This window comes from Pseudomonas sp. B21-032, from assembly GCF_024748965.1.
Taxonomy (GTDB): Bacteria; Pseudomonadota; Gammaproteobacteria; order Pseudomonadales; family Pseudomonadaceae; genus Aquipseudomonas.
Map to the genome: position 1 here is coordinate 3,128,063 of NZ_CP087180.1, position 25,001 is coordinate 3,153,063.

Sequence of the window (25,001 nt, forward strand, 5' to 3'; positions counted from 1 at the left end):
GAGATAGCTCATGCCAACACTTACCGATATCGGCCGCCTGGGCCGCGACGCTGAACTGCGCTACACGCCTGAAGGGAATGCCGTCTGCAACCTGGCCCTGGCCTGCGAATATGGCCGCAAAGGCCAAGATGGCAAGCGCCCCACTCAGTGGGTCGACGCCACGCTCTGGGGCAAGCAGGCCGAAGCCATGGCGCCCTACCTGCTCAAGGGCCAGCAACTGCACTTCACCATCGACGACGCCCACGTCGAGACCTACACCAAGGCCGACCACTCCCAGGGAGTGAAGCTCACCGGCCGAGTGATCATCATCAAGTTCGCCGGTAGCCCACCTCAACAGGCGCAGCAGGGAACCCAGCAGCAACAGCCTCGGCCCCAGCAGCAGCGCCAGCAGAGCCGCCCGCAGGCCCAGCCGCAGAACCAGCAAGGCGCCCCGGGCCCGGACTACGACAGCTTCGACGACGACATCCCCTTCGCCCCGCTGCATCACCTGTCTGGGGCGTAGCCATGAAGGCTCGACGGTTCCGCCTCATCTACCCCACGGCCTACTACCAGGGCCGGGCCTGCCGCCAAGACGGAAAGTGCCGCCTCTCCCAGCCCTACGGAAACATGACCGTAGACGGCGGGTGGTGGCTTGCAGGCTGGCACGACGCCGATATGGAACTCACGCATGAAACTCAAACGAATGGCCCTGCAGCGCCACCAGCACCGGGCACAAGCTCACTTGCCGCCTAGCGGATTGAAGGAGGTGGTGTATGGCGATGACGCCGCAGGAGCGCGACGAGAAGCGCAAGAAGAAGGAGGCCAAGGCCGGTATCGAAGATCTGCGGATGAAAGCCGGACGAGGCACCCGCCAGGCCCTGGCTGAAATCATGGAATGGGCCGAAGTTGAGGAAAACGGCGAGGCCATGACCCTGCTGATCCACCGTATCCATGAATTAGGGCCTGAAGCGGCCCGCCACTTCCTCAGTGCTCCGCGCCACGAAATCACGCTTTCCAGTTCCGTGGTGCGCAGGCTCGACCAGTTCCGCCTGAGCCGCGAACTTCGCGCGCCCGGCCTGGAACTCGGCGACGACCCGGACGACACAGGCCTGCTGTTGCTCGCCGACCTGGCCTGACTACAGCGCAAACAATCAATTCACCATGCCGCATCCGGCCACGGAGGGCGGCGAATGCATGGAGTACCGCAATGCAAGTCGAGACCTCGACAGTCACCAAGCTGCTGATCACAGGCGTCGATGGACTGGACCCGATCAGCGTCTACCTGGAAGACTTTGCGCCCTGCAAGGGCAAGATCACCGTCAGCTGCTTCGACAAGACCTGGCACGCCCAATGGGGAGGCATGTGGGATGGCCTGACGGTAGGCCAGTTCTTCTGCAAGCTGAACGAGGCCTACATCATCGGCTACTTCGACCGCTCGCTGAAGTCACGCCGATTCAGCGCAGAGGCTTTGGCCAGCAAGGCACGCAAGATCATCCTGCAGATGCGTCGTGACCGCGACCTGGATGCCGAGGATGCGCGAGACCTGTTCGACGAAGCCGAGGACTTAAGCCACACCTCATCCCTGGACGAATGCGGCGGTGCACACCGCGAGTTTATGCGCCAGGTGTTTGGTGATGAGTGGTGGATTCTGCCGGCTGATGCCGAAGAGCCGAACCCAGACTGGGCCCACCTCTGCCGCATCATCGCGACAGTGCAGCAGGCGCTGACCAAGCAATTCCCCATCCCGGCCTGATCAAGGAGCGATCCATGAGCAACTACAACTGCGACTACATTCGCCGCCACTACGACGTGCCAGCCGAGATCGGGCGCCGTGTAATCGCGAACGGCGAGCCCGGCGTGATCATCGCCGACCGCGGCCATTACATCGGCGTAATCCTCGACAGCGACCCGAAGAAGCGCATCCGCAATTACCACCCAACCTGGGAAATGCAGTACGGCGAGATGGCCGAGAAGCTGCCGCTGAAGCAGTTCGAGGTGCTCACCAACGGCATGTATGACTGGGATGACGTGAAGTACATGCTTGGCGACGCGCGCCATTACGTTCGGCGCGTATGGGCGGCCACTCGCAGCCAGGCCAAGTATCGGGCCTACCAAGAGCTAGACGAGTGCTTCGAAGACGCCGCGGCAATGCTGACCTTCAAAGTCCGCACTGCCTGACCTTTCTGCGCTGCCAGCCAGCCAACGAAAATCAGATTTGATGATCCGGTAACGCGTAGTCAAATTTGTATGAGTGCTGCCCATCGGTGATCGTGATGACCATGCTACCAGTTAGCCCGGAAAGCTCGTCAGTACCGGAATCAGGTACGACGGTGATGGACTGAACGGGTGTCCCACGATTCATAGTCGAACTGTGTTGAAGTACGAAGCTACCGCTGCGACCGTGCAAGGTTCCATGCACAGTTTCCATAGCAACGTAGCCGGCAGAACCTTGAACACTGCTGCGGAAGGACAGCATCTCACCTTGACTGGTGGCTTCAAGCTCACCATGAAATCGCTTGTCTAGAGACATTCGGCCAAGGCCAGTTCCTTTAGCGGTGCTGCTTAAGAGCTCCGGATTGAGTGTGATTTCAAACGGCCCGTTGGCTGTGTGATTCATTTCAAGTTCCTTTTGATCCAGCCCCATGCCGGTCCCCCGTAATACCCCATCCCAACCCTAATTGCCACCATGCCGCATCCAGCCATGGAGGGCGGCGCATGCATGGAGAAAGCCATGGCGAAGTTCTACTACCAGATCAAGGGACGCCGCCCGGCAACAAGCGCATACGGCGAGGCTGAGTGGGCCTGGCCACCAGTGTTCAGCGGAATGGTCGAGGCGCCCGACCGAAAGTCGGCTAAGGCAGTGGTCGAGGATCAGTACGAACGCCAGTTCCCATCGCGCGTGCTGCGCAAGGACATGGACGCGCACGAGTATTTGCTGCACATCCAGCCGATCGACGAGAACGACAGCTACCTGCTGGGGCGCTTCGAGAACAGGCCGTGCAAGGAGTGCGGCACCGTTTTCAAGTTGATCGACAAGTACAACGACCCGCACACCGAAACGAAAAGCCACGACTACTGCACCGAGAAGTGCCAGGCGGCCGCTAAGTTTCGTGACCTTTCGGAGTTCCGCCTGGCCAGCGAAGGCCGGTCGCCGCCAGTGATTTACCAGGTGCGGCAGAAGTCCAGCGGTCGGGTCTACGTCGGCCAGACCACTCAGCCGTTCACGCTGCGTTGGTGGCAGCACCTGAGCAACCCAACCAGCTGCAAGTTCCACGCGGCCTTGGGCGGATCGGACATAACCGACTGGGAGTTTTCCGTTATCGAGGTGATCGCTTACCCGGATGGTTGCACAAACCGGGCAGCCTACATCACCGAGCGCGAAAGCCACTGGATCGGGGTTTTATCGGCAGTAGAGACCGGGTTCAACACCGTTCGCCCTGCCGGCTCAGTTGATCCATCTCAGGTTCTGCTGCCTCTCGCAGACCCGGCCTGACCCTCCGCCGCTGCCCGCCAGCGCCTCAGGAGCCTTCGCTTTTCACCTGGCAAATCCCATTGGCCCGGTTTTTCCCGGTATATGAGACATCAGGCGAGCCATCAGGGTTGATCGACAGCGAGATGGTCACACCGCTGCCCTTGGCTTCGAAGTAGTTCTCGTTGAACTTCTTCAGCTTGCCTTCCTTGCCATTGATGTAGATCGGGCCACCCTTGTCGGCGTGCACCTCGATGTTTCCTGGGCATGTGGCGTTCACCAGCGGAATACCAGCTTGGGCCGCGCCCGACGCCGCCAGCAAAGCACCTATCAGTAGTCGCTTCATCTCACACTCCTTAGTGGATTGACCTAGAGGGAAGCAATAACCCATTTCGGCGCTGCCCGCCAGCGCCTTCCCCGCAAACGAAAACGCCGCCCTGATAGGCGGCGTTGAATGACCAAGCGCATGGGTTACCAGGTCTTCGGCTCTGACTTCTTGTACGAGCCACCGGTCATGCACTTCTCAACCAGGTCTTCGCGAGCCTTGTTGTCTGGCAGCGTTTTCAGATAGTCAGGCTGGCAGTGTTCGGTAGTCGGCTCGTAGGCGGCGGTGTCGACGGCGTCTTCTTTGCAGCCAGCCGAAATGGCTGCAGAGACTGCTACGAGGGAAATAAAGAGGAGGGATTTCAGAGACATGAGCTCATTCCGTTGAAGTGGCCGGGATTTATAGCAAACCTCGGCCCGCGTCGCAAAGACCACTCAGCGCTGCCCGCCAGCGCCCACAGGTCAGTTCAACTCCTCAATTACTTCCGCTCGTACTTGAACTTGCCAAGCTCGATTTTGGTACCGGGCTGAGTGAGTCGGTAAATTCCATAGCCCACGGTCGCGGCCGCAGCGACAGACGCTGTGATCTTCGGATTGGCAACAGCCACTCCAATCACGGCAGAGCCCGCTGCTGCAATTGCTTCTTTGTTCTGAATCGCCAGAGTTATTAGCGTAGCGGTACCGGCGCCTGCCGCTACAACGTCGGCGTCGATTGTTCGGCCTGACTTGTGATCAATGGTATCCGTCATCTGCTTTTCTCCTGGGCATTAGATTGCCAGCACATAAAACACTAGTCGGTGGATGCTGACTAGCGGCCCCACTCTCTTTTTTGAATAAGCCACCCCGGCGAGGGCGGCGCCTGCACGTAAGGACATCGACATGACCGACAAACAGCACGACGAAAGCAAGCTCGAGCGCGTGATACGCAAGATCAAACGCTGCATGGCGCTCTCCAAGAGCTCGAACGAGAACGAGGCGGCCACGGCCATGCGTCAGGCGCAGGCGCTGATGCGCGAGTACCGCCTGACCGAAATGGACGTGCACCTGAGCGATGTGGGCGAAGTCGAGTCGGAGAAGGCCAGGGCCAAGCGCAGGCCAACTTGGGACCAGCATCTGGGCTCAATCGTTGGAGAGGCATTCGGAGTTCGGTCGTTCTCCAGGCGTAGTTGGTGCAAATCGACAAGCCGCGTCATGGACCGCGAATTGTTCGTTGGAGTGAGCCCAGCCCCGCAGATCGCTATGTATGCCTACGAAGCACTGCTGACCAAACTAACCCAGGCCCGGCGTGAGTATGTGTCGCAAGTGCGAGCTGGCAAGCAACGCAGTTCCTATTCACCTGAAACTGCTGGAGATCATTTTGCGCTGGCTTGGGTGTCGGCAGTGCACAACAAAATTCACGAACTGGTGCCCCGGGGTGAAGAGGATCTCGCCATCGGCCAGCACTCGAATGGCCGCGAACTGGTGGCGGTCGAAGCGAAAGACAAAGCCCTGATCGAGCAGTACCTGTCAGGGAGAGAGATTGGCAAGGCAAGAAAAGCCCGCGAGGTCGAACTCGACCTGGATGCCCAGATTGCCGGGCTGCTCGCCGGCCAGCGCGTGGAGCTCAACCCGGGGCTGGCCACTGGCGGCCAGGAGGCCCTACAGATCGGCATGACCTGACAAGGAGATCACCATGAGCACATTCGCAGTCTTCGGCATGACCGCCGACGTAGCGCTGGCCGAGGCCAGGAAGACCGTCAAGACCACCAAGCCGAGCGGCAAAGCTGGCTGCCCCCCCCCTGGAGCTAACCCAGGCTGAATGGAATCTGGCCGTTGAGCACCAGGCGGCCAAGGTCATGGCCGGCGAGAAGGTGAAACAGCTGAGCCAGATGTTCGACGCACCGCAGTACGCCCAGCAGTTCATGGAGCTTGCGAGGAAGACCGGCAAGTGCCGCGACCTGCGCATCAGGGCCAAGTGCGGAATCACCGACGCCGAGGGCGAGCCGGTTATCAATCAGAAAACCAAGATGCCAAAAGTCGGATGGGTCGATTATCTCCCCCTGGCGATAAATGCCGCTTGAACGGCGTCAACCACCACCATCCCCGGTTCCACCCGATTGCAACAGCCGGTAAATATTGATGTCTACTGGTGTGATCCAAGGTCCCTGCTTTAGCGCATTCCGCATCACCAAGTAATCACGGGTGCGCCCGACATGGAACCTGCATTCCCCGCTCTCGATTTTCTCGGCAAGATCCTTTGGCAGCCCAAAATAGCCGCACTCAGGACAGTCGACCTCAACAAAGGTGGTAGCAGGCGGGATGCCATTCGATGCACAGCCACAAATAAAGCACTCCATTCTCGTCGCTCCATTTAATCGCCCCCTCGATACTAGTCCAACCTCAAAGAGGCATCCTCGTGTCTACAGCAATCGACCTATTCGCCGGCGTCGGCGGATGGAGCACCGGCGCGCGCGCCGCATGCGTCCAAGATCTCTGGGCGACCAACCATCAGCGAGTGATCGAAGCGCTTTTGTGAGCTGCATAGGATTACTGGTCGATATTGGGCCGTATCGAGTAAAGGCAGTTGTTGGCGCCATCCGGAATCACCCACTCCTCGCCGACTCGATAGATTGGCCCAACCAGCTCGCCGCTCATTGCGTACAGACCGTTATCGATAATTTGAAAGCGCTGCACTCCCTGGTCATTAAGCACAGTGCCGTCAGACTGTATCGGGCCAACCGCGGATGCGACAGGCCAATGACCTGCATAGAGCGTGTACCTGTGCGTCTTGAATCCCTCAAACATAACAAATGATCCATGGCCAAAAAATCAACTGTAACTGATACGAGTAGGTATCCCCATGCCCACAGAAAACCGATCCAGCAACACCGAACAGATGGTCAGCGTGCCGCGCTCTGCAGCTGACGTTGCGCTGAAGCTGATTGCCCGCAATCTTGAAACCCTGGCCAACAACTCAGCCCGGCGCCGCAATGAGAAGGCAGGGCTCGCGTTTCGGAGTGCCCTTCTCGCCCAACCAGCCGCCCAGCACCAGGGCGAGCCGGTGGCGTGGCGTTACCGAGAGCATGGGAGTGGCAAGTGGTCAGTAACCCAAGAGTCGCCAGGTAGCTGGTACATGGGCGCCGCTGGTTATGAAATCGAACCTCTGCACACCCACGCAGATGCTGGCGAGGTTGAGCGGCTGCAAGGTGAGGCTCTATCCCTGTCGAAGATCGTTCAAGACCTCAACGATGAGCGTGATGCTCTCGGTGGCGAGGCCGGCGCCCTGCGCACCCAGCTGGCCGAGCGGGATGTGCTGCTGCGTCGCTGGGTCGGCCAATTCGGGCATTTGGGCGGGTGTGCAACGCCTCTCCGGGATGAAACGAATGCCGCCCTATCCGCCAGCGCAGAGCAGAGCGCGCCGGTTGAGCGCGGCCCATGGCAGCCGGTCACAGCGCCAGGCCAGATCCAGGAAGGCGCCTGGCTCAGCTTCACGGTAGCCGGCAGTTTCATCTGCGCGCAGGCCCGGCTGATCATCAACCCAGGTACGGCGCGCGAAGAGATCATCTACAACCGGCAGAAGAACCACTACTTCGTGACCTCGATGGCCATAGACGGTACCAGCACCCACAAGGGCGTGCTCGTGGCAAAGGCTCAAGTTTGACCCAAGGAGTACATTTGTACTCTTTTTGCTTTAACCCCTCTCCCCTCTATTGAACAGCCGCGATATGGCGGCCAAGGATTCCCCGTGCCTGAGAAAATTGAGTTGGACCTCGACGCGATCGAGGCAGCAGCCAAGGCTGCAACGCCGCAAGACTTCGTCAGCGCCCAAGTCGGCGGTGCCGAAGAAGGCTGGATGGAATGCCCTGGGTGTGGCGGTGAAGGCTCCGTCGAGCTGACGGCCGATTACCTGAACTACGACGGCCAGGCGCTGGGCGTTCAGTTCTACGGGATCGGCGATCCACACGTCCATGCTGAGGCTCACTACCGGCAAGCCCGACCTGCCGTCGTGGTCGCGATGGTCGAAGAAATCCGCAATCTGCGCCGTGCGCTCGGCGGCATGCTGTTCGCTTTCGACGACGGCGTGGGCGAAGACTGGTCGCAGGGCGTGCTCGATTACGCCCGTCAGGTCACCTCGGCAGTCGAGTTCAAGCCATGACCCGCCTCGCCCTCTGCCTCCTGCTGCTGGCCACCCTGGCCGGCTGCCGGGAGCCTGACAAGCCAGCCGCCACCGTCGTCGCCGGAACATACAAGGTTGACAAGCTTTTCACCGTTGACGGCTGCACCGTCTACCGCTTCCTCGACGGCGGCGGCAACAAGTACTTCACGAACTGCTCGGGCACTACGGCCTGGAGCGAAGACTGCGGCAAGGGCTGCGATCCTCAAAAAGGGATACCTGGTGGCGATCACCACACTGAACGCCAGCTCTCCCCGCACGAACAAGACACCCCTACCCCTGCAAAGGCGCCAGTGCGCTGGAATGAAGAGAGGTATTCGCTGTGAAACAGATTGATTGGAGTATGGCCCCTGATTGGGCAACACATTTCGGCGAAGAGACTGAAGATCACGTGGCCGGGTGGTATCGCGTGGATGAGATCGGTATTCGTGAATTCTGCCTGGATGCAGATCCGCACAAGCAAAAGCTTTGCGCGAGCTACCTGGATGATTTCCCGGCGGCATCGTCTTTGCACGCGAGGCTGGCAGTCTGGGCTGGCGAAGGCCTTCCTTCGGTGGGTGAAACCATTGAGCGCCTCGACATCAACGCCAACTGGGTGCTATCGGAGGTCATGTATGTGGGCACTGATCGTGTGGTGCTCCGCGACCCATCAGGCCAAGAGTTCGTACCAAAGCTCCAAGAGCTCAGTCAGCCCTGCGAATTCAAGCGGTTCCGTCCCGCGAGGACAGCCGAACAGTTGAGCGCTGAGCAGAGGGTGGCGGAAGAAAGAAAGCACCTGATCGATGAAATGTTCCACGGCCTGTCGCACAGCAACGCCAGCGAAACAAGGCGCATCTGCGCCGAGATCTTCGACAAGGGTTATCGCAAGCAGGTGGCGCCATGATCGTCCTATGCATTCCTGCTGCGGTGTACATGGCCTGGATGATCTGGAAGGGGCCGAGGCCATGATCCCGCGCCAGGGCTTTCTCCGGCGCCAATTGGAATCTGCGCTGATCCTGCTGGCCGCCTGGATACTGGGTGGCCGCAACGTTACAAGGTCGCCAGTCGTCTCGCGCAAGGACAACAACGAGATGTTCGAGATGGACTTCGAGCTCCGCGCCATCGCCCGCCGCATCCGCAAGCAGTACAGCGAGTAACCCCTCCCCCTACAACAACTCAAGCCTGCCGGTAGGCGGGCGAGGATGAGCTATGACCGCAACAACCCGTTTTCACGAAGCCGCCAACGACGCTCTGGTGCAGATCAGCAACAACCTGTGGCCCGAGGCCAAGCTCGCCCTGGTCATCTACACGCCTGGCGAGCCCGGCAAGGACATCGTCCTGAAGGACCAAGGCATTGTCCTTGGTGAAGTGGTCAGCACCCTACGCCGGTCTGGCCTGAGCATTGACGTCGAAAACGCCTACAAGCGCGATCTGTGCGACGCAATCATTGGTGCCATGGCATTCGGTAAACAGAACAACAATCCACCGCCTGCCGACCACTGGTGCAAGGAGTTTTGGGATGTAGGCCGGACCGAGGGCGCTCGGCAGGAAGAGCTGTTGGAAGCACTGGCTCAAGCACGCGAACAGCGGGATGCCCTGCTCAGCGCGGCGCAAGAAGCCTTGAGGGTGATTGATCGAATCAAACCCGTAGGAAATGGAAACGGAACCCAGGTGCGCCTCGCAACAGCCATCGAGAAAGCCACCGCTTAACCCCTCCCCACCTCTGCCGCCATGCGCGGCGTGGAGACAATCATGACCACCGAAACAGACGGTGACTTCGACAAGGTCACCGAACAGCGCATGGCCGATCTACTGGGATGTACAAAGCGAACCCTGGAGGGGCGGCGCCTGCGCGGAGTATTCCCCGAAGGCGTCTGGATGAAGCACCAGGGCCGAATCATCTATAGCAAGAAGAGGTATGACGAATGGCTGGAAAGCCAATGGATTTACCCCGAGGGGTCGAAGTCTTCCGCAACTCCCTCCGGATTCGTTTCACATGGGACGGTATCCGTCGATGCGAAACGCTCCCTTACCCCCCGACACAAAAAGGCATCAAGGCTGCATCCCAGCTTCGCGATCAGGTAGTTAGCTTTAACAAGCTTGGCCTTCTGGACCAGGACAAGTACGCCGAGCTTTTCCCGGGCTCGCAAACTGTCGCGGGCAGCAAGCCGACGTTTGGTGAGTACGCCCAGCTCTGGCTCGACAGCCGGGAGATTACGCCCGGCACTTACAACAACTACAAAAGCGCGCTGAACAATTACTGGATGCTCCACTTCGCGATGGTTCGTGTGGACCTGATCACCACCACCCTGGTTCGCAAGGTGGTGAGTTCAATCACCTGGAGATCGCCGGGAGTAAAGCGCAACGCCCTGGTGAAGCTGTCAACAATTCTGCGCTCAGCGGTGATCGACGGATTGATCAGCAGAAACCCTGCCGAGGCTCTGCAACTGCCCAAGCGCACCAAGAAAGAGATCGACCCGTTCACTTTAGAGGAGGCGAACCAGATCACCGCCAGGCTCTACGAGCACCCGCACTGGCCAAGCCAGATCTACGCGGCGTTCTTCGAGTTCGTGTTCTTCAGCGGCGTACGCCTGTCGGAGGGCCTGGCGCTGCGCTGGGATGCTGTCGACTTGGAGAAGAAGGTTACCCATGTGAAGCGCACTGTAGCGCTGGGCGAGGTAGTCGAGCGCACCAAAACCGGCAAAGATCGGTTCGTGCTACTCAACGAGAGGGCCTTGCATGCGCTCGAGTTCGCCAGGGAGTACGCCGAGCGACGCAGGAAAGGAAAGGGGCGGGTCACGGAGTCACCGTTCATTTTCCCGCCATCGAAGAACGCAGAGTACGTCCGGCAGACCTCCGATCTGCATCATCAGTGGCGGCCGGTGCTTAAAGAACTGGGGATTCGTTACCGTCCGCCATACAACTGTCGTCACACCTATGCGACAATATGCTTAATGTCTGGCCTCAACCCCGCATTTATCTCCCAACAGCTCGGCCACAGCGTGCAAATGCTGCTGTCGACGTATGCGCGTTGGATTAACTCAAGCTCCGACTGGAGCGAGCTGGAAAAGCTGCAAATTGGTATCAAATCGGTATCAGCCGCAATGCCAGCGACGTAAGCTATTGATAGGTAAGCCCTTTGATCTCCACCGCTAACATCACCATGCAGTTCGGCGCCAAGCCCTTGTTCGAGAACGTCTCGGTCAAGTTCAACAATGGCAACCGCTACGGCCTGATCGGCGCCAACGGCTGCGGCAAGTCGACCTTCATGAAAATCCTCGGCAACGATCTGGAGCCGTCCGCCGGCCAGGTCATGCTCGAGCCGAACGTACGCCTGGGTAAATTGCGCCAGGATCAGTTCGCCTACGAAGAGTTCACCGTGATCGACACCGTGATCATGGGCCATGAAGAGCTGTGGAAGGTCAAGGCCGAGCGCGATCGCATCTATTCGCTGCCGGAAATGACCGAAGAAGACGGCATGGCCGTCGCCGAGCTGGAAACCGAGTTCGCCGAGATGGACGGCTACACCGCCGAATCCCGCGCCGGTGAGCTGCTGCTGGGCCTGGGTATCCCGCTGGAACAGCATTTCGGCCCGATGACCGAAGTCGCGCCAGGCTGGAAACTGCGTGTATTGCTGGCCCAGGCGCTGTTCTCGGACCCGGAAGTGTTGCTGCTCGACGAGCCAACCAACCACCTGGACATCAACACCATCCGCTGGCTGGAAAACATTCTTACGGCGCGTAACAGCACCATGATCATCATTTCCCACGACCGCCACTTCCTCAACAGCGTCTGCACCCACATGGCCGACCTGGACTACGGTGAGCTGCGCCTGTTCCCGGGCAACTACGACGAGTACATGACCGCCGCGACCCAGTCGCGCGAGCAGTTGCTGTCGGACAACGCCAAGAAGAAAGCCCAGATCGCCGAACTGCAGACCTTCGTCAGCCGCTTCTCGGCCAACGCCTCGAAAGCCAAGCAGGCCACCTCGCGCGCCAAGCAGATCGACAAGATCCAGCTGGCCGAGGTCAAGCCATCGAGCCGGGTCAGCCCGTTCATCCGCTTCGAACAGACCAAAAAGCTGCACCGCCAGGCCGTGACCATCGAGAAGATGTCCAAGGGCTTCGACGGCAAGACCCTGTTCGAAAACTTCAGTTTCACCGTCGAAGCCGGCGAGCGCGTGGCGATCATCGGCCCCAACGGTATCGGCAAGACCACCCTGCTGCGCACCCTGGTCGGTGAACTGAGCCCGGATGCCGGTGCGGTGAAATGGACCGAAAGCGCGGAACTGGGCTACTACGCCCAGGACCACGCCCACGACTTCGAAGAGGACCTGAGCCTGTTCGACTGGATGGGCCAGTGGACTCAAGGCGAGCAGGTAATCCGTGGCACCCTGGGGCGCATGCTGTTCTCCAACGACGAGATCCTCAAGTCGGTCAAGGTGATCTCCGGTGGTGAGCAAGGCCGCATGCTGTTCGGCAAGCTGATCCTGCAAAAGCCCAACGTACTGGTGATGGACGAACCGACCAACCACCTGGACATGGAATCGATCGAGGCGCTCAACCTGGCGCTGGAGAACTACCCGGGCACGCTGATCTTCGTCAGCCACGACCGTGAGTTCGTATCGTCGCTGGCAACGCGCATCATCGAGCTGAGCCCGAGCGGTGTGGTGGACTTCAGCGGCACCTACGATGACTACCTGCGCAGCCAGGGTGTGGTGATCTGATCCAGATCTGACCGCGGGGCAAGCCCGCTCCTATAATCCTGTAGGAGCGGGCTTGCCCCGCGATGCTGGAAAATCCGTTAGCCTGCTTCCTTTTCTCTTCGCACCCGGCGATCATGGGCCCTCTCCCACCGCCCGCCAGCGAACGAGCTCATGTCCGCGCAAGCACCCGCCCCCGTCGATACCGGGTCGATCACCCGGCAGATCCTTTCGATTGTCTTTTATACCTTTATCGCCTTCCTCTGCATCGGTTTGCCGATCGCGGTGCTGCCCAGCTATGTGCATGACCAGTTAGGCTTCAGTGCGGTGATCGCCGGTATCACCATCGGCCTGCAATACCTGGCCACCCTGCTCAGCCGGCCGCTGGCCGGACGTGCGGCAGACAGCCTGGGTACCAAGCGGGCAATCATTTACGGCTTGATCGGTATTGCCGCCAGCGGTGTGCTGACCTTTGCTTCAGCGCTGACAGTCGATGTGCCGTTGCTGAGCCTGCTGGCGCTGCTGGGCGGGCGCGTGCTGCTGGGCATCGCCCAGGGTCTGATCGGCGTCGGCACCTTGAGCTGGGGCATCGGTGCGGTCGGCGCCGAGCACACCGCGCGGGTGATTTCCTGGAACGGCATTGCCTCCTACGGGGCCATCGCCATCGGTGCGCCGCTGGGCGTGGCACTGGTCGACCGAGTCAATTTCGCCACCCTGGGCCTGGCCTTGAGCGTCCTGGCAGTGCTGGCCCTGCTGGTAATCCGCAACAAACCGTCGACGCCGGTGGTACGTGGCGAGCGCCTGCCGTTCTGGGCCGCATTCGGCCGGGTTGCGCCGTGCGGGGTCAGCCTGACTCTGGCGTCGATCGGCTACGGCACCCTGACCACTTTCGTCACCCTGTTCTACCTCGAGCAGGGCTGGAGCGGCGCAGCCTGGTGCCTCAGCGCGTTCGGCGTGTGCTTCATCCTCTCACGGCTATTGTTCGTCAACGCAGTCAACCGCTTTGGCGGCTACCCCGTGGCGATGGCCTGCATGGCCACCGAAGCCCTCGGCCTGGTGCTGCTGTGGCTGGCACCCAGCCCGCTGCTGGCCTTGATTGGCGCAGGCTTTGCCGGTTTCGGCCTGTCCCTGGTGTACCCGGCGCTGGGTGTCGAGGCAATCAAGCTGGTACCCAGCGCCAGCCGCGGTGCCGGCCTGGGCGCCTACGCGGTGTTCTTCGACCTGGCCCTGGCGATTGCCGGGCCATTGATGGGTGCGGTGGCCCTGCACCTGGGCTATGCCTGGATTTTTTGCCTGGCTGCTTTGCTTTCGCTGCTTGGCGTCGGCCTCACCCTCCTGCTGTCACGGCGCGCCGGCAACTACTGATCGGCCATGTGCAGGCCGCCCTGATGGCGGTCAGCCAGGGTGTGGTTGAAAAACCGCGCAGCCTCAGCCTGCAACGTCAGGTGAATGTCCTCACGGTCGACGCCGTCCGGGTCGTTGCACAAGGCGGCCATTTTCTGGCGCTGCTCGTCGTCGCACGGCGCCATGAACACGAAATGCCCAGCACCGGCCAGCAGCTTGTAGTTGGGCGTGACCGGCAGCTTGCGCGCCAGGGCCTGGGCATTCTTGTCGATGGCCAGCAACTGGTCCTTGTCGCCGCTGTAGATCAACGCCGGGACCTTGACCTCGGCCAACGCGTGACGGCCGAACATCAGGCTCAGCGGCGCCATCAACATCAGCGCCTTGACCCGCGGATCGGGCGCGGCACGCAGGTCGGCGCGGTCGGCGATCAGCACGCCCTTGGTCTTGCAGGCATCGGCATCCAGCGGCCGCTCCTGGCAGTAGCGCTGCAAACGCTCCAGGTCCGGTTGCGCGCCGGACAGAATCAAAGCCGTCTCGCCGCCAGCCGAATAGCCGATCACGCCTACCTGCGGGCCATTGATGTACGGGGCCAGAAAGCTATCGCCGAGGCTGGCGGTGATCGCTGCGCTGATCTGCAACGGCCGCCCGTAAAGGTTGCTCAAGGTGCCCAGGCGGCTGTGGTCGCGGGCATTATCGCCCGGGTGGGTCACGGCGACGACGATAAAGCCGCGCCGCGCCAGGGCGGTGGCCAGATCGTGCAAGGCCAGCGGCGTGCCGGTATTGCCGTGGGACAGCATCAACAGCGGATAACGGCCGATAACCATCGGCGCACCTTCCCAAGCCTGGACCCGGTAGCCGTCGATGCGGCTGCTGCGCTCAACTGCACTGGAAGGATAGAATGCCAGGGCCTGCACCGGCTGCGCATCGAGCGGGTCGGCGAAACTGAGGCGATGCACGCCGACACTCCAGTGCGCAGCCGGCTCGGCCTGCACCATCAGCGGGCTGCCCAACAGGACTAACAGGAGTAATGCGCCAAGACGCCGCATTGTTTTGCACCTTAAGCAACGCTATCGATCAATGCTGATAGTGCGCAGCATAGAACGGGCCAGCCCGGCGCAGATGAAACCTCAATGAAAAAACCGACTGCAGGCACTGCCGACAGTCGGTTTGATTGCTGGCCCAGAGATCAGGCGGCGACGAACAGGTCGGTGCTGATCTGCACTTGCGCGGCGTTCAGGGCCTTGGCCCGGTGCTCATCGCCATAAGCCAGACCGTGGGCACGGACGATTTCCAGGTCGGTGATGCCGATGAAACCAAGGAACACCTTGAGGAACTCTTCATGGCCGACCGCGGTAGGCTGGCCGGCGTGCAGGCCGCCTGCGGTCGATACCAGGATCACCTTTTTGTTGCCGCACAGGCCTTCAGGGCCGGCTTCGGTGTAGCGGAAGGTCTTGCCGGCCACTGCGACGCGGTCAATCCAGGCCTTGAGCTGGGTCGGTACGGTGAAGTTGTACATGGGTGCGGCCAGTACCACGGCGTCGGCGTCGAGAAACTCCTGCAGGGTTTCGGCGCTGAGCTTGGCTTCATGCTGCTGGGCGGCGTCGCGCAGTTCTTCCGGGGTACCGGCGGCGACCAGGGTCGCGGCCGAGAAGTGGCTGATGGCGTCGCCGGCCAGGTCACGGTAAGTGACTTGCAGCGACGGCTCGGCGGCTTTCCAGGCTTCAACCACGCTGCGGCTCAGCTGACGGGAGGCGGAATTATCGCCCAGGATGCTCGAATCGATATGCAACAGTTTCATGGGACTCTCCTGAATGAAGACCGCGAGTGGGCGATCACGATGGGGAGAATCCTACTTGGGTGGCGAATAGCTGATAAGTCAGCAAAAATGCGTTAGTTTGTCCTACTGGCAGGACAATGGTGACGCACATGCAAGACCTCAATGATCTGTTCTACTTCGCCCGGGTGGTCGAAGTTGGTGGTTTTGCCGCCGCTGGCCGTGTGCTCGGGATTCCCAAATCACGCCTGTCGCGGCGTATCGCCGAACTCGAAGAGCGCCTGGGCACGCGCCTGCTGCAACGCACCACACGCCAGTTGAAGCTGACGGCCGTGGGTGAACGTTATTTGCGCCACTGCCAGGCCATGCTGCTGGAGGCGGAAATGGCCGACGAAGCGGTGGCGAGCATGACCAGCGAACCGCGCGGGCGCTTGCGGGTGTCGTGCCCGGTGGGCCTGGCCCATGAATTTTTACCGAACGTGATCAGCCGCTTCCTGCAGCAATACCCGCAGGTGCAACTGGACATGATCCTGCTCAACCGCCGCGTTGACCTGATCACCGAAGGTGTCGACGTTGCCCTGCGAGTGCGCGACCTGGGCGATGAAGACCCGGCGCTGGTCACCCGGCGCCTGCGTCAGGCGCAAATGCTGCTGGTGGCCGCCCCGCAGTTTGCCGCCGCGCAGGCGCTCGATCACCCGCAAGACCTGGCCAGCCTGCCGGTACTCGGTGCGGTGGATGCCGACCGCCTGGTGCATCTGCGCCTGCTCGATGGCCAGGGCCACAAGCACGAACTGGCCCTGGAGGCACGCCTGGCGATCGACGACTTTGTCGTGCGCAAAGCCGCCGCTGTCGCCGGCCTTGGCTTTACCACGCTGCCGATCATGCACTGCGAAGAAGAACTCGAACGTGGCGAGCTGGTGCGCCTGCTGCCAGACTGGTCGCTGCCCGGCGGTTATCTGCAGGCGGTCTACCCCCATCGGCGCGGGCTGCTGCCGGCGGTGCGGGTATGGATCGATCACCTGGTCGCGGAATTTGCCCAATGCGGGGAGCGTTATGTCTGACAAGAAAATCAGCGAAGAACAGGTCGCAGCCTTCTGCCTGAGCCTGCCGGGTGCGCGCGAAGACTACAAATGGGGCGGCATCCGGGTGTTCTCGGTGGCCGGCAACAAGATGTTTGCCGTGCTTGACCTGGGCGGCGCCGGGTTGTCGTTCAAGGTCGATAGCGAGCTGTTTCTCGGCTACGTCGACCGCCCCGGCGTGCGCCCGGCGCCTTACCTTGCGCGGGCGCACTGGGTCAGCATGGCACCGCCCTACCCCATGGGCCGCGCCGAGCTGACCGAACTGCTGCAACGCTCCCATCAACTGGTGGTCCGGCGCCTGCCCAAGCGCCTGCAGCCAGGCTTGCTTATCTGAGGATTGGCGCCAGGGCAGCGCCAAGCCAGCGGCCGCCGAGCAGCAGGTGGTCGATCCAGAACAACTGATGCACGCCGACAATGGCCCAGAAACTGAGCTGAAACGACAGTTTGCGGGTCTTGTGCCGAAAGCGTTGCTGGGCCAGCAAGGCGCCCGGCCAGCCGCCGCACAGCTCACTGGCGTGGAGGACTTTCTCTGGCGTGCGCCAGGCCTGATTGCGGGCCTGCTGCTTGTCGCGCCAATACAGCACGAAACTCACCAGGCTGGCCAACGGGTAGGCCACGGCCGGTAGCCAGGATTGCCCGCTCAAAAGCATCTGCAAAGCGCCGCCCACCGGCAGCAGGCACAAGCCGACAAAGGCCAGCAACTTGCTGCGGGGGTTTTGCAGGGCGCCACTGGTTTGGGCTGCGCGGCGCGGCTGGCTTGGGCTACGGCTCATCTCAACCGTGCGCCGTGGTCCAGTCGACCCAGCCGAACAGCCAGGTGCCGAGGATGATCAAACCGAACACGATACGGTACCAGGCAAAGGCCGCGTAACTGTGGTTGGCGATGAACTTGAGCAGGCCGCGTACCGCGATCATGGCGAAGATGAACGAGACCACAAAGCCGATGGCGAACACCGGGAAGTCGTCTGGCTGGAACAGATCGCGGTACTTGTAGCCCGAATACACCGCCGCACCGACCATGGTCGGCATGGCCAGGAAGAACGAGAACTCGGTGGCTGCTTTGCGCGACAGGCCGAACAGCAGGCCGCCAATGATGGTCGAGCCGGAGCGCGAAGTACCCGGAATCATCGCCAGGCACTGAGCGCAACCAATCTTCAGGGCGTCGGACCAGCGCATGTCGTCGACCTGGTCAACGCGGATCACATGCTCGCGGCGCTCGGCCCAGAGCATGATCACGCCGCCAACCACCAGCGCTGCGGCCACGGTGATGGGGTTGAACAGGTACTCATGGATCAGGTCGGCAAACAGCACCCCCAGCACCACCGCCGGCATGAAGGCGATCAGCAGATTGACCGTAAAGCGCTGGGCCTCACGCTGACGCGGCAGCCCCACCACCACCTCGAAGATCTTGCGGCGAAATTCCCAGACCACCGCCAGGATCGCGCCCAGCTGGATGATGATGTTGAAGGCCATGGCCCGCTCACCACCGAAATTGATCAGGTCGGCCACGACAATCTGGTGGCCGGTACTGGAGATCGGCAAGAACTCCGTCAAGCCTTCGACAATACCTAGAATGACAGCCTGCAGGCCGGTCCAAAGATCCATGCTTCCCCCGTGGGGCAATGCCTGTGGCATGCCCCTTTATAGTCTTTTAGTTGCCAATGGCTGTTCAGCGCCTGGCCGTTTTACAGCGACAGTTGGTCGCAAAGCCAGCAGAAAAGTTCACGCGGCCTTCAGGTTTATCCCGTCGAGGCCGAAATCCTATCAGACCTCTCGGATAAACGCTGCTGGGACGACGCAACAGACCTCAACGAATCAAGCACTTAGTCCTTGGTCGAGTAGGTGGCGGGAGGCAAAGCATGCTTGGATGTGGGCAACAATAAAAAAGAACTCGAGGTAAGCATTCCATGAAGACTCTTCGCAGTATGTCGATCAGCCGGCGTTTGTGGCTGATCCTGGTAGTGGCAGTGGTGATGCTGGTAACCCTCGGTTTGCTGATGCTGCGCCAGATTCATGGCGACCTGTACCAGGCCAAGGCGGAAAAAACCCGCCATGTGGTAGAAACCGCCGCTGGCGTGCTGGCGTATTACCAAGGGCTGGAAGCAGCCGGCACATTGAGCCGCGACGCGGCCCAGCAACAGGCCCTGAGCGCGGTGCGCGGCCTGCGTTACGATCAGAATGACTATTTCTGGATCAACGACCTGGGGCCGAAGATGATCATGCATCCGACCAACCCCAAGCTCGACGGCCAGGACCTTTCGGCAATCCGCGACCCGGACGGCTTTGCCCTGTTCAACGAAATGGCCGCCCTGGCCAAGGCCAAGGGCGCCGGCAGCATCGACTACCGCTGGCCCAAGCCCGGCGCCAGCGAGCCGGTGAAAAAGACCTCCTACGTGCAGCTGTTCAAGCCGTGGGGCTGGGTGATCGGTTCGGGCGTTTACATCGATGACATGCAGGACGAGTTTTTGCGCCAGTTGCGCGATGCCTCGATCCTCGGCCTGGGCATCGCCCTGGTCATGACCCTGCTGGTGGTGCTGATTGCCCGCAGTATCGCCCGGCCGCTGCAGGAAGCGGTCGATGCCATGGCCACCATTGCCAGTGGCGAGAGCGACCTGACCCGGCGCCTGGATACCCACGGCAACGATGAAGTCACCCAGCTGGGCATCCACTTCAACAGCTTTACCGGTAAGTTGCAGGGCGTGATCAGCCAGTTGCAGGGCGCGGTGCATGCCCTGGCGCAATCGGCCAGCGATGTGGGCAACAACGCCGGCCAGGCCCAGCAGCGCAGCGAGCAGCAATCCCAGCAAATGGAGCAAGTGGCCACGGCCATCAACGAAGTGACCTACGCCGTGCAGGATGTGGCGAAGAATGCCGAACAGGCGTCCAGCGAAATGCATGACGCCCAGTTGCGCGCCGAACAGGGGCAACACAGCATCCACGGCAGCCTGCAGCGCATCGACCAACTATCGACGACCATCGATGAAGCGGTGCAGGTAATCCGCGCCCTGGCCGGTCAGAGCACGCGCATCGGCAGCGTACTGGAAGTGATCCGCTCGATTGCCGAACAGACCAACCTGCTGGCCTTGAACGCCGCCATTGAAGCGGCGCGGGCCGGTGAACAGGGCCGCGGCTTTGCCGTGGTGGCCGACGAAGTGCGCCTGCTGGCCCAGCGCACCCAACAGTCCACCGCCGAAATCCAGAGCATGATCGAACACCTGCAAGGCCAGTCCGAGGCGGCCGTGAAAGCCATCGACGCCAGCAGCGAAGCCTCGCGCCAGACCGTCGAACAAGCCAGCGAAGCCGGAGTCAGCCTGGACGCCATCAGCCAGGCGCTGCACAACCTGACCGCGCTCAATGCCTCGATTGCCAGCGCTACCCTGCAGCAGTCCCATGTGGTCGAGGAGATCAACCGCAACGTTACCGAGACGGCCGACCTGTCGCGTCAGACGGCAACGGCCGCACAGCAGTCGAGCAGTGCCGGCGTGGCTTTGAACCGCCTGAGCGAGCAGCTGGATCGAACGCTCAGTCAGTTCCGGGTCTGACAGTTGGGCCCCGGGGAGCGTACCTGCGGCTACTTCGCCAGCGCACTAGTGGCGCTTGGCGTGCCACAAGGTACAATCCCCGCCCTACCCTCGAACCCGCCAAGGAACGCCGATGTCCGGCCTCGAACTGTTCGCCGCCGTGCTCGGCGTTATCGCCGTGTGGCTCACGACCAAACAGAACCCCTGGTGCTGGCCGATCGGCCTGGTGATGGTGTTGCTGTACACCTGGGTCTTCTATGACGTGAAGCTGTACTCGGACATGCTCCTGCAACTGGTGTATGCCGTGCTGCAGCTTTATGGCTGGTGGCAATGGACACGGCCGGGCAGCACGCGCGAAGCTCGCCAGGTCAGCCTGTTGCCGGCGCATTCGGTTGCCTTTGGCCTGGGCATTGGCTTGCTCGGCAGCCTCGGCCTGGGCGCGGCCATGGCCACCTGGACAGACGCCGCCCACCCCTGGCTGGACGCCGCGCTGACCGGTTTCAGCCTGGTGGCGCAATGGTGGATGGCGCAAAAGCGCCTGCAATGCTGGCCGCTGTGGGTGGTGCTTGATGTGGTTTTCGTCGGTCTGTTCCTGTCCAAGGCCATGTACCTGACCGCCGCGCTCTATGCCCTGTTCACCTTGATCGCGGTACAGGGCTGGCGCGACTGGCGACGCGATCCGGCGTTGACCTACGCATGAAGGTAGTGGTCCTCACCGGCCCTGAATCCAGCGGTAAAAGCTGGCTCAGCTCCGAAATCCAGGCGCATTTCGGTGGCGAACGGGTGGGCGAGTACGTGCGCCACTTCATTGACGAGCAGGCGCGTGACACCTGCTATGCCGACATCCCGGCCATTGCCCGCGGGCAGTTGGCCTGGGAAGACGCCGCGCGAGCGCGGCAACCGGCGCTGCTGATCCTCGACACCCACCTGCTGAGCAACATGCTCTGGAGCCGCACGCTGTTCGGCGATTGCCCGGCGTGGCTGGAACAGGCGCTGCTGGCCCGTCACTACGACCTGCACTTGCTGCTCAGCCCCGAGGCCGTTGCCTGGCACGACGATGGCCAGCGTTGCCAGCCGCTGCTGGCCGAACGTATGGCGTTTTTCAATGCCACGGGCGAGTGGCTGGCGCAGCACCAGCAAGCGTTCCAGGTCGTGCAAGGCGACTGGGCGCAGCGCCGGCGCGCAGCCTTTGCCGCAGTTGCGCAGTTGCTCAAGACCTGAGCAGCTGCGCGCTGCACAGTGTCCATTCCTGAAACACTCTCACCTGCGCAAAGCCGCGAGCTAAAGCGGCCAGCCCGAGCCCGGAGAAAAGTGTTAAGCCGCTGAAACAATCCCCGGGCACGCCTGTTGCCGGGCCGTGGCGCCCGCAGTATAAGGCGCTGAACAGCGCCGGTGTCTCAGCGGCGTTACAACATTTTTTTGACCCTGGCCAAGCATAAAACCAAGCCATTGTTTTCGCTTGATAAATAAAAACCGGCACACCTTCTGCTCTCTTCTTCGCAACGCTGAACAGGGCCAGCGCACCATAAGAAGGAATTGCCATCGTGGGAAAGATTGATAAAGGCATCTACCGCCTCCTGCTGCTTGCCTGTGCAGTGAGTTCAAGCCTGAGCTTGAGCCTGCCGGTCCAGGCCGAAAACGGCATCGTCGTCATCACCCGCGATGTGCAACCACGCAACGCCATGCGCCCACCGCTGGCGCCCGACCCTTATCCGACCACGGTCAACACCAACCCGTCGGCGCAGATCCTCAAGCAAACCAACGAGCTGAGCGACGGCGATTTTGCCTCGATCACCAGCGGCTCGGGAATCGGCGCCATGGTCACCCAGCAGACCAATAACCTGGGCAGCAACATCAATAACCAGACGCAACTGCCGAACCTGGCCGGTGGACGTTCCGGCAACTCCGGCAACGGCATCTCCAACATGGTCAATTCCAGCGTGCAGAAAGGCCTCGCGCCCCTGCAGATCCTCACCGGAGGCAAGTGAGATGAAGCACTCGTTGCTGATTCTGGCCATGTTCTGCAGTGTACCGGCCTTCGCCCAGCCCCCCGTCGTCAATAACGCCAACATCGACAATTCCGGTGCCCAGTACCAGGGCAACCTCACGGTCAACCAGGCTGCCGGCGATCAGCAGCAACAGGCCAACGCCCGGGCCATCGCGGTGGGCCATGGCGCCAGCGCCAGTACCCAGATCCGCCAGCGCCTGCGCACAACGGTAGACCCGAGCATCGATGCCCAGTCGAACATCCAGGGCAACTCTTTCAGCCACGGCAGCGGCGCCCTGGGCGTCAACCAGAGTGCCGGGGCCAGCAACCAGCAAGCCAACGCCATGCGGATCAGCATCAGTTCCGGTCCGCAAAGTATCGACGACAGCGTCCTCATGCAACAGAACGTGGCGCTGCTCAACAACTCCGACTCAGCTGACTCCGCACCCGGCTTTCGCCAGGTCACTACCAGTGACCAGGCCTTCACCGGTAGCCGTGGGGTGATTCAGCTGAATCAGAGTGCCGGGGTGGGAAACCGAACGGCCAACACCCTGAGCATCCGGGTCGCGGACTGACCCAAACAGCTAGGAACAACACTTAACCTAAAATAAAGTACGGAGAATCACCATGAAACCTTCGATGGCACTCAAGCCTCTGGTTTTCGCAATTGCTGCGGTCATGGCTGTTGCTGTACAAGCTGGGCAGAACGAACCACGTGGCCATGGCCATAACGGTCATCACAACAATGGCCACCACACCCCTCCTCCTCCCACCAAAATCTCGATCAACGCGACCGCCAACGCGTGGGACAAGCAAAGCAGCACCAACAACCGCATCCGCAACGAAGGCACTGTGAACGAAGCCGAAATGAGCAGCTCGGCCACCGGCACCAGCGGTAACGTCGGCGTCAACGTGGCCGCCGGTGCCGGCAACCAGCAAGACAACGCCGCCGCCATCGCCAACGCCGCCACCGACAACTCGGCAATCGACAACACCTTCGTGTTCGGCAACGCAACGGCGACCGCCAAGGTCTCGCAATACAGCAACAACAACCGGGTCGACAACTACGGCAGCACCAACTCGGCGGTCATGGGCGGTTCGGGCAACAACGGCAGCGGCAACATGGGCATCAACATTGCCGGTGGCGACCTGAACCAACAGAAAAACACCATGGCAATTGCCAATACCAACGCTGCACTGGGTAACGCAACCGCCACCGCCTCTGCCGAGCAAAGCGGCCCTGGCCTGACCGTCAACAACAACGCTGACCGTACCTATCGTGTCGATACCCTGACGGTGACCAAAACCGCCAGTGGCAGCGCTTCCTACGACAAGTCCATGGAAGCCAGCGGCAGCAAGAGCAACTCTTCGAGCTTCGAGCTCGCCGGCGCCAACAGCTTCAATGCCAGCGGCTCGCACAACTCCGAAGCTAGCGGCTCTAAAAACCATGAAGCCAGCGGCTCGAGCAGTGCTTCTCTGACCGCTTCGCTGGATGCATCGGTTGAAGCCAGCAGAAACTCGTCCTACGACTATGGCCGTCATCACAGCGGCAGCAGCTCGCAGTCGGCCGATGCTTCGCTGACTGCCTCGCTGGATGTTGATATCGACAAGTCGTGGAACAAAGAGTCCAGCTCTTCGCACAATAAGTCCGAGAGCTCTTCGTTCGAAAAAGCCTTCGATTCTTCGTTCGAAAAATCGGGCAGCAAATCCTCCGAGTCTGAGTACAACAAAGCGAAAAGCTACAGTGAAAGCAGCTCTTACGATTTGAGCAATACTTTCTCTTATCAAGTGCTGACTCCAACCGGCTGGGCCAACCCTGTAACCAACACTGCAACCCTGAGCGGTTCGGTGAACGGCGGCAGCGGCAACCTGGGCGTCAACGTAGCAGCCGGTGTGGGCAACCAGCAAAGCAACTCGCTGGCCATCTCCAACACCTCGATGTAAATGCTGTGATCTGGAGGCCCCCTTCGGGGGCCTTTTTCAACACCATCAGGGGGCGTCGGACATGCGCGTTATCGCCTTGGCATTTTTGCTCTGCCTGAGCAGCATCAGCGAAGCGGCGCAATTGCCGCTTTCGGTATTACCGGGTGGTGCGGTGGTGTTCAAGCCCATCCAGAGCGTACGTGAACGCAAATTCGCCGACCTGGTGCAACAGAAAACCGATTTCAGCTGTGGCGCCGCGGCATTGGCGACCATCTTGCGCCAGGCCTACTGGCTGGACGTCAGCGAAGAACAGATCATCGAAGGCATGCTCGCCCACTCCGACCATGATGTGGTGCGGGTCCAGGGCTTTTCCATGCTCGACATGAAGCGCTACGTCGAAAGCCTCGGGATGCGCGCCCGCGGTTACCGGGTACAACTGGACGCCTTGCAGAGCGTGCGCATTCCGGTGGTGGTGCTGATGGACGTGCGCGGCTACAAGCACTTCGTGGTCATGCAGAAAGTCCACAACGGCTGGGTGTACATCGGCGACCCGGTGCTCGGCCATAAACGCTACAAGATCGAAGACTTCGTCAAAGGCTGGAACGGCATTCTCTTCGCCGTCATCGGCCGGGGCTACGACAAGGCCAACGCCTTGCTCGACCCACCACTGCCGCTCACGGCCAAGAACCGCATCAATACCTTCACCCCGGTGCAAGACGCTGAGTTGATGGATTTCGGCTTCATCCAAAGCGACTTCTTCTAATGAC

34 protein-coding genes and 2 pseudogenes are annotated in these 25,001 nt (G+C 61.0%); 27 read left to right on the forward strand and 9 right to left on the reverse strand.

Annotated features, from left to right (window positions below; all coding sequences use genetic code 11):
- Window positions 1-10 precede the first annotated feature (10 nt).
- The 4 genes from ssb (at window position 11) to LOY54_RS14415 (ending at window position 2,157) form a co-directional block, all read left to right on the forward strand.
- The gene (ssb, locus tag LOY54_RS14400) at window positions 11-502 is read left to right on the forward strand and encodes a single-stranded DNA-binding protein (protein ID WP_195884210.1); all 492 of its coding nucleotides are present in this window, start codon (window positions 11-13) and stop codon (window positions 500-502) included.
- 250 nt (window positions 503-752) lie between these two features.
- On the forward strand, window positions 753-1,115 hold the full coding sequence (locus LOY54_RS14405; RefSeq protein ID WP_195884211.1) for a hypothetical protein: 363 nt from the start codon (window positions 753-755) through the stop codon (window positions 1,113-1,115).
- A gap of 71 nt (window positions 1,116-1,186) precedes the next feature.
- Window positions 1,187-1,732, forward strand: a complete 546-nt coding sequence (locus LOY54_RS14410; protein ID WP_195884212.1) for a hypothetical protein — start codon at window positions 1,187-1,189, stop codon at window positions 1,730-1,732.
- Between the two features lie 14 nt (window positions 1,733-1,746).
- The gene (locus tag LOY54_RS14415; RefSeq protein WP_195884213.1) at window positions 1,747-2,157 is read left to right on the forward strand and encodes a hypothetical protein; all 411 of its coding nucleotides are present in this window, start codon (window positions 1,747-1,749) and stop codon (window positions 2,155-2,157) included.
- Window positions 2,158-2,188: 31 nt separating this feature from the next.
- Here LOY54_RS14415 and LOY54_RS14420 read toward each other — a convergent pair whose 3' ends face one another.
- Window positions 2,189-2,623, reverse strand: a complete 435-nt coding sequence (locus LOY54_RS14420; protein WP_224793739.1) for a DUF3224 domain-containing protein — start codon at window positions 2,621-2,623, stop codon at window positions 2,189-2,191.
- An 87-nt stretch (window positions 2,624-2,710) separates the two neighbouring features.
- Here LOY54_RS14420 and LOY54_RS14425 point away from each other — a divergent pair, with 87 nt between their 5' ends.
- Entirely contained in the window at window positions 2,711-3,472 is a 762-nt protein-coding gene (locus LOY54_RS14425) for a GIY-YIG nuclease family protein (protein WP_093382390.1), read from the forward strand.
- Between the two features lie 25 nt (window positions 3,473-3,497).
- Here LOY54_RS14425 and LOY54_RS14430 read toward each other — a convergent pair whose 3' ends face one another.
- The 3 genes from LOY54_RS14430 to LOY54_RS14440 all read right to left on the reverse strand — a co-directional run bounded on the left by LOY54_RS14430 (window position 3,498) and on the right by LOY54_RS14440 (window position 4,521).
- Entirely contained in the window at window positions 3,498-3,794 is a 297-nt protein-coding gene (locus tag LOY54_RS14430; RefSeq protein ID WP_195884218.1) for a hypothetical protein, read from the reverse strand.
- A gap of 125 nt (window positions 3,795-3,919) precedes the next feature.
- Window positions 3,920-4,144, reverse strand: coding sequence for an entry exclusion lipoprotein TrbK (gene trbK, locus LOY54_RS14435; RefSeq protein ID WP_258606845.1), 225 nt, complete (start codon window positions 4,142-4,144; stop codon window positions 3,920-3,922).
- Between the two features lie 107 nt (window positions 4,145-4,251).
- Window positions 4,252-4,521: a hypothetical protein gene (locus LOY54_RS14440; protein WP_258593606.1), complete on the reverse strand. Its 270-nt coding sequence runs from the start codon at window positions 4,519-4,521 to the stop codon at window positions 4,252-4,254.
- A 130-nt stretch (window positions 4,522-4,651) separates the two neighbouring features.
- Between LOY54_RS14440 and LOY54_RS14445 the strand changes: the two genes are divergently transcribed.
- From LOY54_RS14445 to LOY54_RS14500, 12 genes and pseudogenes are all read left to right on the forward strand, one after another.
- Window positions 4,652-5,431 carry a DUF2786 domain-containing protein gene (locus tag LOY54_RS14445; RefSeq protein WP_258606847.1) on the forward strand — a complete coding sequence of 260 codons (780 nt, stop codon included), beginning with the start codon at window positions 4,652-4,654 and terminating at the stop codon, window positions 5,429-5,431.
- A 176-nt stretch (window positions 5,432-5,607) separates the two neighbouring features.
- Window positions 5,608-5,832: a hypothetical protein gene (locus LOY54_RS14450; RefSeq protein WP_258606848.1), complete on the forward strand. Its 225-nt coding sequence runs from the start codon at window positions 5,608-5,610 to the stop codon at window positions 5,830-5,832.
- A 335-nt stretch (window positions 5,833-6,167) separates the two neighbouring features.
- Window positions 6,168-6,260: pseudogene (locus tag LOY54_RS14455) on the forward strand (DNA cytosine methyltransferase); the annotation flags it as partial.
- A gap of 351 nt (window positions 6,261-6,611) precedes the next feature.
- Window positions 6,612-7,412: a hypothetical protein gene (locus LOY54_RS14460; RefSeq protein ID WP_258606850.1), complete on the forward strand. Its 801-nt coding sequence runs from the start codon at window positions 6,612-6,614 to the stop codon at window positions 7,410-7,412.
- 84 nt (window positions 7,413-7,496) lie between these two features.
- Entirely contained in the window at window positions 7,497-7,907 is a 411-nt protein-coding gene (locus LOY54_RS14465) for a hypothetical protein (RefSeq protein WP_258606852.1), read from the forward strand.
- A complete protein-coding gene (locus tag LOY54_RS14470) occupies window positions 7,904-8,251 on the forward strand; it encodes a DUF4884 domain-containing protein (RefSeq protein WP_258606853.1) in 348 nt (115 codons plus the stop codon). Before LOY54_RS14465 ends, LOY54_RS14470 begins: the two co-directional genes overlap by 4 nt.
- The gene (locus LOY54_RS14475; protein WP_258606854.1) at window positions 8,248-8,808 is read left to right on the forward strand and encodes a hypothetical protein; all 561 of its coding nucleotides are present in this window, start codon (window positions 8,248-8,250) and stop codon (window positions 8,806-8,808) included. Before LOY54_RS14470 ends, LOY54_RS14475 begins: the two co-directional genes overlap by 4 nt.
- Before the next feature lie 7 nt (window positions 8,809-8,815).
- Window positions 8,816-9,061 (forward strand): hypothetical protein, encoded by a 246-nt coding sequence (locus tag LOY54_RS14480; protein WP_309475647.1) that lies wholly within the window; start codon window positions 8,816-8,818, stop codon window positions 9,059-9,061.
- A 52-nt stretch (window positions 9,062-9,113) separates the two neighbouring features.
- Complete coding sequence (locus tag LOY54_RS14485; RefSeq protein WP_258606856.1) at window positions 9,114-9,614, forward strand: hypothetical protein; 501 nt, start codon at window positions 9,114-9,116, stop codon at window positions 9,612-9,614.
- Window positions 9,615-9,829: 215 nt separating this feature from the next.
- On the forward strand, window positions 9,830-11,023 hold the full coding sequence (locus LOY54_RS14490; RefSeq protein WP_258606858.1) for a tyrosine-type recombinase/integrase: 1,194 nt from the start codon (window positions 9,830-9,832) through the stop codon (window positions 11,021-11,023).
- A gap of 20 nt (window positions 11,024-11,043) precedes the next feature.
- Window positions 11,044-12,630, forward strand: coding sequence for an ABC-F family ATPase (locus LOY54_RS14495; protein ID WP_010226270.1), 1,587 nt, complete (start codon window positions 11,044-11,046; stop codon window positions 12,628-12,630).
- A 150-nt stretch (window positions 12,631-12,780) separates the two neighbouring features.
- The gene (locus LOY54_RS14500; protein WP_258606860.1) at window positions 12,781-13,971 is read left to right on the forward strand and encodes an MFS transporter; all 1,191 of its coding nucleotides are present in this window, start codon (window positions 12,781-12,783) and stop codon (window positions 13,969-13,971) included.
- On the opposite strand, the gene LOY54_RS14505 is transcribed toward LOY54_RS14500, so the two are convergent.
- Together LOY54_RS14505 and LOY54_RS14510 are read right to left on the reverse strand one after the other, a co-directional pair.
- Window positions 13,965-14,996 (reverse strand): dienelactone hydrolase, encoded by a 1,032-nt coding sequence (locus LOY54_RS14505; RefSeq protein ID WP_258606862.1) that lies wholly within the window; start codon window positions 14,994-14,996, stop codon window positions 13,965-13,967. The two genes, LOY54_RS14500 and LOY54_RS14505, sit on opposite strands and share 7 nt — an antisense overlap.
- A 140-nt stretch (window positions 14,997-15,136) precedes the next feature.
- Complete coding sequence (locus LOY54_RS14510) at window positions 15,137-15,748, reverse strand: FMN-dependent NADH-azoreductase (RefSeq protein ID WP_093382354.1); 612 nt, start codon at window positions 15,746-15,748, stop codon at window positions 15,137-15,139.
- Window positions 15,749-15,876: 128 nt separating this feature from the next.
- Here LOY54_RS14510 and LOY54_RS14515 point away from each other — a divergent pair, with 128 nt between their 5' ends.
- Together LOY54_RS14515 and LOY54_RS14520 are read left to right on the forward strand one after the other, a co-directional pair.
- Window positions 15,877-16,785 carry a LysR substrate-binding domain-containing protein gene (locus LOY54_RS14515; RefSeq protein ID WP_258606864.1) on the forward strand — a complete coding sequence of 303 codons (909 nt, stop codon included), beginning with the start codon at window positions 15,877-15,879 and terminating at the stop codon, window positions 16,783-16,785.
- The gene (locus tag LOY54_RS14520) at window positions 16,778-17,137 is read left to right on the forward strand and encodes an MmcQ/YjbR family DNA-binding protein (RefSeq protein ID WP_093382345.1); all 360 of its coding nucleotides are present in this window, start codon (window positions 16,778-16,780) and stop codon (window positions 17,135-17,137) included. The genes LOY54_RS14515 and LOY54_RS14520 overlap by 8 nt, the downstream gene beginning before the upstream one ends.
- Here the strand turns inward: LOY54_RS14520 and LOY54_RS14525 are convergent.
- Together LOY54_RS14525 and LOY54_RS14530 are read right to left on the reverse strand one after the other, a co-directional pair.
- Window positions 17,130-17,576, reverse strand: coding sequence for a DUF1294 domain-containing protein (locus LOY54_RS14525; protein ID WP_093382340.1), 447 nt, complete (start codon window positions 17,574-17,576; stop codon window positions 17,130-17,132). The two genes, LOY54_RS14520 and LOY54_RS14525, sit on opposite strands and share 8 nt — an antisense overlap.
- 1 nt (window position 17,577) lies before the next feature.
- Window positions 17,578-18,408: an undecaprenyl-diphosphate phosphatase gene (locus tag LOY54_RS14530; RefSeq protein WP_093382336.1), complete on the reverse strand. Its 831-nt coding sequence runs from the start codon at window positions 18,406-18,408 to the stop codon at window positions 17,578-17,580.
- 392 nt (window positions 18,409-18,800) lie between these two features.
- Between LOY54_RS14530 and LOY54_RS27640 the strand changes: the two are divergent.
- The 4 genes and pseudogenes from LOY54_RS27640 to LOY54_RS14545 all read left to right on the forward strand — a co-directional run.
- Window positions 18,801-19,487, forward strand: a pseudogene (locus LOY54_RS27640) (cache domain-containing protein); the annotation flags it as partial.
- A gap of 123 nt (window positions 19,488-19,610) precedes the next feature.
- Window positions 19,611-20,345 carry a methyl-accepting chemotaxis protein gene (locus LOY54_RS27645; RefSeq protein ID WP_371128679.1) on the forward strand — a complete coding sequence of 245 codons (735 nt, stop codon included), beginning with the start codon at window positions 19,611-19,613 and terminating at the stop codon, window positions 20,343-20,345.
- Between the two features lie 112 nt (window positions 20,346-20,457).
- Complete coding sequence (gene pnuC, locus LOY54_RS14540; RefSeq protein WP_258606865.1) at window positions 20,458-21,024, forward strand: nicotinamide riboside transporter PnuC; 567 nt, start codon at window positions 20,458-20,460, stop codon at window positions 21,022-21,024.
- On the forward strand, window positions 21,021-21,545 hold the full coding sequence (locus LOY54_RS14545; protein WP_093382326.1) for an AAA family ATPase: 525 nt from the start codon (window positions 21,021-21,023) through the stop codon (window positions 21,543-21,545). The genes pnuC and LOY54_RS14545 overlap by 4 nt, the downstream gene beginning before the upstream one ends.
- On the opposite strand, the gene LOY54_RS14550 is transcribed toward LOY54_RS14545, so the two are convergent.
- Complete coding sequence (locus LOY54_RS14550) at window positions 21,535-21,891, reverse strand: hypothetical protein (protein ID WP_258606866.1); 357 nt, start codon at window positions 21,889-21,891, stop codon at window positions 21,535-21,537. The genes LOY54_RS14545 and LOY54_RS14550 overlap by 11 nt on opposite strands.
- Between LOY54_RS14550 and LOY54_RS14555 the strand changes: the two genes are divergently transcribed.
- The 4 genes from LOY54_RS14555 (at window position 21,869) to LOY54_RS14570 (ending at window position 24,997) form a co-directional block, all read left to right on the forward strand.
- Window positions 21,869-22,312, forward strand: a complete 444-nt coding sequence (locus tag LOY54_RS14555) for a hypothetical protein (protein WP_258606868.1) — start codon at window positions 21,869-21,871, stop codon at window positions 22,310-22,312. The genes LOY54_RS14550 and LOY54_RS14555 overlap by 23 nt on opposite strands.
- Before the next feature lies 1 nt (window position 22,313).
- Window positions 22,314-22,886, forward strand: a complete 573-nt coding sequence (locus LOY54_RS14560; RefSeq protein ID WP_045198343.1) for a hypothetical protein — start codon at window positions 22,314-22,316, stop codon at window positions 22,884-22,886.
- A gap of 52 nt (window positions 22,887-22,938) precedes the next feature.
- Window positions 22,939-24,255 carry a heme utilization protein gene (locus LOY54_RS14565; RefSeq protein WP_258606870.1) on the forward strand — a complete coding sequence of 439 codons (1,317 nt, stop codon included), beginning with the start codon at window positions 22,939-22,941 and terminating at the stop codon, window positions 24,253-24,255.
- A 61-nt stretch (window positions 24,256-24,316) separates the two neighbouring features.
- A complete protein-coding gene (locus tag LOY54_RS14570; protein WP_045198341.1) occupies window positions 24,317-24,997 on the forward strand; it encodes a C39 family peptidase in 681 nt (226 codons plus the stop codon).
- Window positions 24,998-25,001 lie beyond the last annotated feature (4 nt).

What these genes read in the sequence shown, in the direction of transcription:
- trbK (WP_258606845.1), bottom strand. Translation starts at nt 4,144, where the DNA reads ATGTCTCTGAAATCCCTCCTCTTTATTTCCCTCGTAGCAGTCTCTGCA.
- LOY54_RS14420 (WP_224793739.1), bottom strand. Translation starts at nt 2,623, where the DNA reads ATGGGGCTGGATCAAAAGGAACTTGAAATGAATCACACAGCCAACGGG.
- LOY54_RS14560 (WP_045198343.1), top strand. Translation starts at nt 22,314, where the DNA reads ATGAAGCACTCGTTGCTGATTCTGGCCATGTTCTGCAGTGTACCGGCC.
- LOY54_RS14490 (WP_258606858.1), top strand. Translation starts at nt 9,830, where the DNA reads ATGGCTGGAAAGCCAATGGATTTACCCCGAGGGGTCGAAGTCTTCCGC.
- LOY54_RS14505 (WP_258606862.1), bottom strand. Translation starts at nt 14,996, where the DNA reads ATGCGGCGTCTTGGCGCATTACTCCTGTTAGTCCTGTTGGGCAGCCCG.
- LOY54_RS14500 (WP_258606860.1), top strand. Translation starts at nt 12,781, where the DNA reads ATGTCCGCGCAAGCACCCGCCCCCGTCGATACCGGGTCGATCACCCGG.
- LOY54_RS27645 (WP_371128679.1), top strand. Translation starts at nt 19,611, where the DNA reads ATGGAGCAAGTGGCCACGGCCATCAACGAAGTGACCTACGCCGTGCAG.
- LOY54_RS14405 (WP_195884211.1), top strand. Translation starts at nt 753, where the DNA reads ATGGCGATGACGCCGCAGGAGCGCGACGAGAAGCGCAAGAAGAAGGAG.
- LOY54_RS14485 (WP_258606856.1), top strand. Translation starts at nt 9,114, where the DNA reads ATGACCGCAACAACCCGTTTTCACGAAGCCGCCAACGACGCTCTGGTG.
- LOY54_RS14520 (WP_093382345.1), top strand. Translation starts at nt 16,778, where the DNA reads ATGTCTGACAAGAAAATCAGCGAAGAACAGGTCGCAGCCTTCTGCCTG.
- LOY54_RS14450 (WP_258606848.1), top strand. Translation starts at nt 5,608, where the DNA reads ATGGCCGGCGAGAAGGTGAAACAGCTGAGCCAGATGTTCGACGCACCG.
- LOY54_RS14430 (WP_195884218.1), bottom strand. Translation starts at nt 3,794, where the DNA reads ATGAAGCGACTACTGATAGGTGCTTTGCTGGCGGCGTCGGGCGCGGCC.
- LOY54_RS14460 (WP_258606850.1), top strand. Translation starts at nt 6,612, where the DNA reads ATGCCCACAGAAAACCGATCCAGCAACACCGAACAGATGGTCAGCGTG.
- LOY54_RS14415 (WP_195884213.1), top strand. Translation starts at nt 1,747, where the DNA reads ATGAGCAACTACAACTGCGACTACATTCGCCGCCACTACGACGTGCCA.
- ssb (WP_195884210.1), top strand. Translation starts at nt 11, where the DNA reads ATGCCAACACTTACCGATATCGGCCGCCTGGGCCGCGACGCTGAACTG.
- LOY54_RS14530 (WP_093382336.1), bottom strand. Translation starts at nt 18,408, where the DNA reads ATGGATCTTTGGACCGGCCTGCAGGCTGTCATTCTAGGTATTGTCGAA.
- LOY54_RS14525 (WP_093382340.1), bottom strand. Translation starts at nt 17,576, where the DNA reads ATGAGCCGTAGCCCAAGCCAGCCGCGCCGCGCAGCCCAAACCAGTGGC.
- LOY54_RS14565 (WP_258606870.1), top strand. Translation starts at nt 22,939, where the DNA reads ATGAAACCTTCGATGGCACTCAAGCCTCTGGTTTTCGCAATTGCTGCG.
- LOY54_RS14545 (WP_093382326.1), top strand. Translation starts at nt 21,021, where the DNA reads ATGAAGGTAGTGGTCCTCACCGGCCCTGAATCCAGCGGTAAAAGCTGG.
- LOY54_RS14480 (WP_309475647.1), top strand. Translation starts at nt 8,816, where the DNA reads ATGCATTCCTGCTGCGGTGTACATGGCCTGGATGATCTGGAAGGGGCC.
- LOY54_RS14550 (WP_258606866.1), bottom strand. Translation starts at nt 21,891, where the DNA reads ATGCCTTTATCAATCTTTCCCACGATGGCAATTCCTTCTTATGGTGCG.
- LOY54_RS14570 (WP_045198341.1), top strand. Translation starts at nt 24,317, where the DNA reads ATGCGCGTTATCGCCTTGGCATTTTTGCTCTGCCTGAGCAGCATCAGC.
- pnuC (WP_258606865.1), top strand. Translation starts at nt 20,458, where the DNA reads ATGTCCGGCCTCGAACTGTTCGCCGCCGTGCTCGGCGTTATCGCCGTG.
- LOY54_RS14410 (WP_195884212.1), top strand. Translation starts at nt 1,187, where the DNA reads ATGCAAGTCGAGACCTCGACAGTCACCAAGCTGCTGATCACAGGCGTC.
- LOY54_RS14440 (WP_258593606.1), bottom strand. Translation starts at nt 4,521, where the DNA reads ATGACGGATACCATTGATCACAAGTCAGGCCGAACAATCGACGCCGAC.
- LOY54_RS14515 (WP_258606864.1), top strand. Translation starts at nt 15,877, where the DNA reads ATGCAAGACCTCAATGATCTGTTCTACTTCGCCCGGGTGGTCGAAGTT.
- LOY54_RS14470 (WP_258606853.1), top strand. Translation starts at nt 7,904, where the DNA reads ATGACCCGCCTCGCCCTCTGCCTCCTGCTGCTGGCCACCCTGGCCGGC.
- LOY54_RS14510 (WP_093382354.1), bottom strand. Translation starts at nt 15,748, where the DNA reads ATGAAACTGTTGCATATCGATTCGAGCATCCTGGGCGATAATTCCGCC.
- LOY54_RS14425 (WP_093382390.1), top strand. Translation starts at nt 2,711, where the DNA reads ATGGCGAAGTTCTACTACCAGATCAAGGGACGCCGCCCGGCAACAAGC.
- LOY54_RS14445 (WP_258606847.1), top strand. Translation starts at nt 4,652, where the DNA reads ATGACCGACAAACAGCACGACGAAAGCAAGCTCGAGCGCGTGATACGC.